Origin of the sequence: Vibrio sp. V01_P9A10T6 (assembly GCF_963877065.1) — a bacterium.
GTDB classification, from domain to species: domain Bacteria; phylum Pseudomonadota; class Gammaproteobacteria; order Enterobacterales; family Vibrionaceae; genus Vibrio; species Vibrio anguillarum.
In genome coordinates this window covers 1-3,543 of the sequence record NZ_CAWNTB010000101.1, presented here as the reverse complement: position 1 = coordinate 3,543, position 3,543 = coordinate 1, and the positions used below count along the sequence as shown (strand labels likewise).

The 3,543-nt window shown below is 40.1% G+C and carries 5 protein-coding genes; 4 read left to right on the top strand and 1 reads right to left on the bottom strand.

Annotated elements, in window-relative coordinates; all coding sequences use genetic code 11:
- Positions 1–638 precede the first annotated feature (638 nt).
- Together AACQ21_RS05375 and AACQ21_RS05370 are read left to right on the top strand one after the other, a co-directional pair.
- Complete coding sequence (locus AACQ21_RS05375; RefSeq protein ID WP_017049924.1) at positions 639–857, top strand: DUF6500 family protein; 219 nt, start codon at positions 639–641, stop codon at positions 855–857.
- Positions 858–1,013: 156 nt separating this feature from the next.
- Positions 1,014–1,439: a hypothetical protein gene (locus tag AACQ21_RS05370; protein ID WP_105976638.1), complete on the top strand. Its 426-nt coding sequence runs from the start codon at positions 1,014–1,016 to the stop codon at positions 1,437–1,439.
- A gap of 359 nt (positions 1,440–1,798) precedes the next feature.
- On the opposite strand, the gene AACQ21_RS05365 is transcribed toward AACQ21_RS05370, so the two are convergent.
- A complete protein-coding gene (locus AACQ21_RS05365; protein WP_000092503.1) occupies positions 1,799–2,413 on the bottom strand; it encodes a Fic/DOC family protein in 615 nt (204 codons plus the stop codon).
- 339 nt (positions 2,414–2,752) lie between these two features.
- Here AACQ21_RS05365 and AACQ21_RS05360 point away from each other — a divergent pair, with 339 nt between their 5' ends.
- Both AACQ21_RS05360 and AACQ21_RS05355 read left to right on the top strand, forming a co-directional pair.
- The gene (locus AACQ21_RS05360; RefSeq protein ID WP_055031552.1) at positions 2,753–2,935 is read left to right on the top strand and encodes a DUF645 family protein; all 183 of its coding nucleotides are present in this window, start codon (positions 2,753–2,755) and stop codon (positions 2,933–2,935) included.
- 260 nt (positions 2,936–3,195) lie between these two features.
- Positions 3,196–3,402, top strand: coding sequence for a DUF1289 domain-containing protein (locus AACQ21_RS05355; protein ID WP_083250237.1), 207 nt, complete (start codon positions 3,196–3,198; stop codon positions 3,400–3,402).
- Positions 3,403–3,543 lie beyond the last annotated feature (141 nt).

Below are 3,543 nucleotides of genomic sequence, written 5' to 3'. Positions count from 1 at the left end.
GGGCGTTATGCAACTCAGGTAAATTTAGGAGTTCAATCTTTTGTGATTTCTCCGGCCATTCGTTTTATGTTGTCGGCAAATGAGCTTTTTTGCCCTCAAATTCGTAGCTAACTCAAACCGTAAAACAGGCAAATTTCTTTGTTTGCCTCAATCAGTTTTAGCGTTGGCGTGTTGTGAATCTTGTGGGCGCAAAGTGTGGAAAGTGCAAGTTTATCGAGCATTTTGCTTTTTCTGAAGTTTTCGCTCGTTGAGTTTGTCTGATTCAAAAGCTTGGTTGGTTGTTGAAAGGTGGACTTTGTTTTGGCGGCTTATTTATCTCGGCTCCTACTTGGGTTGATTCTTGAATCACTCAACCATTGCAATCGTGGCTTTTGATCGAGTAAAGTCAGTTTATCTCATTGAATTTGCATAACAAACGGCTCAAGAGGGATTGCCAACGCGTGGCGACTTTAGCGCAAAATTGAAGTTCAATGTTTACAGTGTGTTTTTTGAGTTCGGCGTTGCGTTGTCAACCCCTTAGCCGGGCGTTATGGCTCATTCAATTGGCTAGGGCTGTATATAAAAACAGTTTCTCTTGTTTTCATGCTTTAATCTGTATAAGTTACCCATCATTTTCTAACAAAGTAGGCAATTAACAAGTGCGTAGTTCATTGAGAAAAAAGGTAATTCAAGTTTGTTCCAAGAAGATTGAACAGAAGGGTGATAATGTAGGCGTTTCATTTTATGCATTTTTTGCTAATAAAAATGACGATCCAGATTTGTTAATGGAAGCCGCAACATGGTGGATTCAAGAACACAAATTAGATCATTTTGAAAAAGCTCATAAAATCATGGCAATGGTAAAATCTGATATTTAGTGAACTGAGCCATAACAAACGGTTTAAGAGGGACTGCTAACGCGTGGCGGTTTTTGCTTAAATCAACATTTGTGATTACGGTTGCTATTTTAGGTTCGGTGTTTTGCGTTGTCAGCCCCTTAACCGGGCGTTAGGCGAAAAGAGGTAACAATTCGGATGAGTGTCTTTGGTCAAGAATTAGAAGTTTCATTGTTGTTAGGAATTTGGGGCGCATTACTATCCACAATTCTATTTATCCTGAAGCTACACGAGGCTTGGGGGCAGAGGTTTAAAATTGAAGTATCATCAATAACAAGAAGTTGCGTGGATCTTGGGCACGATATAAGTATTAAGAACTTGTCAGCAAAGCCCGTGTTATTGGAATACCTAGAACTTTATTCAAAAAAAGGATGGCCTCCATTTTCTACGGAAAGTTATATTTGGTCTCCAGAAGATTCATGGTTAAACGCTCGAATTGAGCCATCCGACAAAAAAGTATACAACTTCAATCAGGGTGACTATTTTTCTCTATCTGGTAAAAAAGTATATGTGAGGCTTCATTTTGCTGGTCGTAAACCTTTCGTAAAGAAAGTCGCAGGTTGAAAAAATCGCCTAACAAACGGCTCAAGAGGGATTGCCAACGCTTGGCGACTTTAGTGCAAAATTTCAGTTCAGTGTTTAAGTGTGTTTTTTGAGTTCGGCGGTGCGTTGTCAACCCCTTAGCCGGGCGTTATGTGCCTATCCATCACCCTACCATTGATAATATTGTAGTGTTGATATAGGATCTAAAAACAAATACGACGAAAGTACCGGGGTTCTAAATGAGAGTTGAAAAGAAAAAAGTAACTAAAGCTATGATTCTTCGCTCTGTTGCAAGTTCGACGGCGATTGAGACAGGAAAATCTGTAAAGTCCATAGAACGTAAGTTGAAATCAGATAAGAGTAAGTACGATTCTTTGTCATTAGCTGTCTAAGATATCACGTACAAGACGCTCCATATGCTGATAGTCACCGCCAACACCAGCGTGTATAGAGCGGATATAGAATTCCTTGTGCTTGTCCCACAAAGAATAGTCCAATAGTCCATACCCGGCTTCCTGACTCATGTAGTCCATCAAAAGTCTGCTAACTCTTCCGTTTCCTTCACGGAAAGGATGGATCAAAATAAATTCTACATGACTTCTCGCAAGAAAAGAGACAAGTTCTTCTTTAGTAAAGGCCGCTAAGTTCAATTGTTGTGACAAGTAGTCGGCTTCAAATCTACATATTTGGCGCTCTATTTGGAGTGGTGCCGTAAACTCAAAATCACTTTTCCACATTCTAACATTTCTAATGCAGCCAGCCCAAGGATATACATTGCCAAGCCATTGGCGATGCCAGTCGATAACGGTTTGAAAACTCAAGTTAAGCGCTGGGTCATTACATGAAAATACCTTTTCATATAGCTTAACCAAAAGTATTGCCTCTACATCATTGATTTCATCGATATCAGTAATGTTTAACTTGTTTAAGAGAACCTGATCGTTGGAGCCAGGCTGATATTGAGTTTCGGCGGTATCTACGTCATATCTGGACATAAAATGGGACTAAAAAAGGAAATTTAATGTAGTGTAAAGGCACATAACAAACGGTTCAAGAGGGACAGCCAACGCGCGGCATTTTCATTATGCGTTGGTTTTTGTGGTTACGGTGTTATGCGGAAGCTTGGTTGTGGCGTTGGCTGCCCCTTAACCGGGCGTTAGTTTCTATCTAGAAAAAATCATCAAAAGCTCAGATTCAATGCCCTGAAAAATCAACCGTAAGTGTTCAAGTCGCACAATTTGGCTTTTGAGTTTTGCCTGATGCTGATTTAGTAGAAAGTGTTGAAAGTTCAGCTATTTCAAAGTCGCTGAAAGCCAACAAGCCTCGAAGCTTCGATGTTGTCGGATGTTCAACACGGTCAGTTTAGTTTCACAAAGGGCTTCATCACCGCTGAAATTATGCTTTCTTTGTCGCGGACTCTTAACCGTGGTCAACTTAACCTTGATCGTTTTAAGTTTTGGCAGCCAACTTCACAGCTTTTGGCGTTGGACGTGTGTTTGTTTGATGCTTTTGCGTAAAATAACTTTCAAGCAAATTTTTTGAAAAATCATTGCTAAACAAGGGGCTACGAAACTAACAAACGCCTCAAGAGGGACTGTCAACGCGTGGCGTTTCCAGTCCCAATGAGTCTCGGTGGTTACGGTTGTTGTGTTTGAGTTTTGTGGTAATGCGTTGTCAGCCCCTTAGGCGGGCGTTATGTGCTAGTTAGTGTACGCCGAATTCTTTACTATGATTTCGTTAATAAAGACTACTGCGGAAATGTGATAGGATTTTTGTTATGAAAGATAGGAAAATGAGTGAGGTCGAAGAGCCCAAGTCACCGTGTATTAGACAGTGCTGTTTAGATGAAATGGATATTTGTTTGGGATGTTTTAGATCGTTGAATGAAATTATTGATTGGCATTCTTCAACGATAATTGAAAAGAACAAGATTCTTATCGTATGTTGTCAAAGAAGGAAATTGGCTCAAAAATCGAGGTTTTAGTTTTATCTAAAAGTACTACTGGTGATAATTTTGTCTAAATTGGCTGAGAGTTTGTTAGAAAATGAGCATATAAAAACGGCCCTTGACGTCGTGGGCCGTTGATATTTAGTAATGCAAGGCTAGTGCTCAGGTGTTTCTAGC

Excerpts from the sequence above, each read along its gene's own strand:
- AACQ21_RS05370 (WP_105976638.1), top strand. The coding sequence starts at position 1,014 with ATGAGTGTCTTTGGTCAAGAATTAGAAGTTTCATTGTTGTTAGGAATT.
- AACQ21_RS05365 (WP_000092503.1), bottom strand. The coding sequence starts at position 2,413 with ATGTCCAGATATGACGTAGATACCGCCGAAACTCAATATCAGCCTGGC.
- AACQ21_RS05360 (WP_055031552.1), top strand. The coding sequence starts at position 2,753 with ATGTTGTCGGATGTTCAACACGGTCAGTTTAGTTTCACAAAGGGCTTC.
- AACQ21_RS05355 (WP_083250237.1), top strand. The coding sequence starts at position 3,196 with ATGAAAGATAGGAAAATGAGTGAGGTCGAAGAGCCCAAGTCACCGTGT.